Origin of the sequence: Pseudomonas sp. SJZ079 (assembly GCF_007993865.1) — a bacterium.
Taxonomy (GTDB): Bacteria; Pseudomonadota; Gammaproteobacteria; order Pseudomonadales; family Pseudomonadaceae; genus Aquipseudomonas.
Genome location: NZ_VIUH01000052.1, coordinates 1 through 2,644 on the forward strand (window position 1 = coordinate 1; position 2,644 = coordinate 2,644).

At 61.2% G+C, this 2,644-nt stretch carries 2 protein-coding genes; both read left to right on the forward strand.

Translation table 11 applies throughout. The annotated features are described in order from the left end of the window. The first annotated feature begins 226 nt into the window (after nucleotides 1-226). Nucleotides 227-1,741 carry an IS21 family transposase gene (istA, locus tag FBY03_RS22895; RefSeq protein WP_147174642.1) on the forward strand — a complete coding sequence of 505 codons (1,515 nt, stop codon included), beginning with the start codon at nucleotides 227-229 and terminating at the stop codon, nucleotides 1,739-1,741. 20 nt (nucleotides 1,742-1,761) lie between these two features. Next, entirely contained in the window at nucleotides 1,762-2,517 is a 756-nt protein-coding gene (istB, locus tag FBY03_RS22900; protein WP_025163932.1) for an IS21-like element ISPsy14 family helper ATPase IstB, read from the forward strand. Nucleotides 2,518-2,644 lie beyond the last annotated feature (127 nt).

Below are 2,644 nucleotides of genomic sequence, written 5' to 3' on the forward strand. Positions count from 1 at the left end.
TGGGGATTCCATGCGCACTTGGACACCCAGTCCACGAACACTTGGACAGCGATTCCACGCTGACTTGGACACTCATTCCACGGCCCCTTGGACACTGATTCCACGAGCACTTGGACAGTGATCTCTCACTGATCCGACCCCCGCTCAGGCAGGCAGCAACGCAGGATTATTCACTACCATCGACCTCTTTTCTCGAAGCGAAGAGGTCGTCGTGGAGCGTATATCCATGCGTAAAATCCGAGAGGTACTACGCCTAAAGTTCGACGCCGGCCTGTCCGTGCGCAAAATTGCCACCAGCCTACGCATCAGCAGCGGCAGTGCTGGCAATTACCTGCACCGCTTCAACGCTTGCGGGCTGACTTGGCCCACGCAGTTGTCGGACGCCGAACTGGAGCGATGTCTGTTCCCGCCAGCGCCGACGGTTCCTAGCGATCAACGTCCGATGCCGGACTGGGCTCATGTCCATGCCGAGTTACGTCGCCCCGGCGTCACCTTGGCCCTGCTCTGGCAAGAGTATCGGCTCACCCATCCGCAAGGCTTCCAATACAGCTGGTTCTGCGAGCACTACCGCCTCTGGGCTGCCAAGGTCGACGTGGTCATGCGCCAGGAACACCGTGCTGGCGAAAAGCTGTTTGTCGATTACGCCGGCCAGACCGTGCCGGTCATTGATCGGCGAACCGGCGAGATCCGCCAGACGCAGATCTTCGTCGCCGTCCTCGGCGCGTCCAGCTACACCTTCGCCGAGGCCATCTGGTCGCAGAAGCTGCCTGACTGGCTGGGCTCGCACGTACGCTGCTTCGCCTTTCTCGGCGGTACATCGCAGATCCTGGTACCGGACAATCTGCGCAGCGGCGTCACCAAAGCGCATCGCTACGAGCCGGATATCAACCCCAGTTACCGCGATCTCGCCGAGCATTACGGCGTAGCCGTGCTGCCCGCGCGCTCGCGTAAACCCAAGGACAAAGCCAAGGTTGAAGTCGGCGTACAGGTCGTCGAGCGGTGGATCCTGGCGGTGCTGCGCAACCGTCAGTTCTTCTCCTTGGGCGAACTCAACACAGCCATCGCGCTGCTGCTGGATCGCCTCAATCAGAAGCCCTTCAAGAAGCTGCCCGGCTCACGCCGCTCGGCCTTCGAGACCATCGACCAACCCGCACTGCAACCGCTACCAGAACATCCGTATGTCTACGCCGAATGGAAAAAGGTGCGGGTGCACATCGACTACCACGTCGAGGTCGACGGCCATTACTACTCGGTGCCGTACCAGCTGGTGAAACACCAACTCGAAGTGCGGCTAACCGCGAAGACCGTCGAGTGCTTCCACGCCAACCAGCGTGTGGCCAGCCATCTGCGCTCGCCGCACAAAGGCCGCCACACCACCCAAACCGAGCACATGCCCAAAAGTCACCGCGAACATGCTGAATGGACGCCGCAGCGACTGATCCACTGGGCTGAGCAGACCGGGCCGAACACCGCTGGTGTCATCGCTCATATCCTCGAACGCCGAATCCATCCGCAGCACGGCTTCCGCGCCTGCCTGGGGATCCTGCGCCTGAGCAAACAGCACGGCGAAGAGCGGCTGGAAGCCGCTTGCCAGCGAGCGCTGGCACTGGGCGCGTGCAGCTATAAAAGCCTGGAATCGATCCTGCGCCAAGGGCTGGAACGGCTGCCGCTTGCCCAGCAAAACCTGCCGTTACTGCCCGAAGAACACATCAACCTGCGCGGCCCTGGCTACTACCACTGACCTGAAAAAGGAGCACCAAAATGCTGCCCAACCCGACACTCGACAAGCTACAAACCCTGCGCCTGCACGGCATGATCAAGGCGCTTGGCGAACAACACGCAACGCCTGACATCAACGATCTTAGCTTCGACGAACGCCTCGGTCTGATGGTCGACCGCGAGCTGACCGAGCGCGAAGACGCACGCCTGACTACTCGCCTCAAGGCCGCACGACTGCGCCATAACGCCTGCCTGGAAGACATCGACTACCGCAGCCCGCGCGGCCTGGACAAATCTCTGATCCTGCAACTGGGTAGCGGCCAGTGGCTGCGCGACGGCCTGAACCTGATCATCGGCGGCCCAACTGGCGTAGGCAAAACCTGGCTCGCCTGCGCGCTGGCTCATAAGGCCTGCCGCGACGGTTACAGCGTGCGTTATCTGCGCTTGCCGCGCTTGATGGAAGAACTAGGCCTGGCCCACGGCGACGGCCGCTTCGCGAAACTGATGGCGGGTTATGCCAAGACCGACTTGCTGATCCTGGACGACTGGGGCCTGGCGCCGTTTACCGCTGCGCAACGGCGCGACATGCTTGAACTGCTGGACGACCGCTACGGCAACCGCTCGACGCTAGTGACCAGCCAGATGCCAGTGGACAAATGGCACGCACTGATCGGCGATCCGACCTTGGGCGATGCGATCCTCGACCGGCTGGTGCACAACGCTTATCGGATCGAACTGAAGGGCGAATCGATGCGCAGACGCGCAACGAAATTGACGGCGACAGAGACTTCAGACTAACAATGCAAACCTGCGTCGCTGCGCTCCGACTGCCTGTCCAAGTGGACGTGGATCAGGTGTCCAAGTGAGCATGGAACGAGTGTCCAAATGATCGTGGGCTGAGTGTCCAAGTGTCGTGGAATCCGCA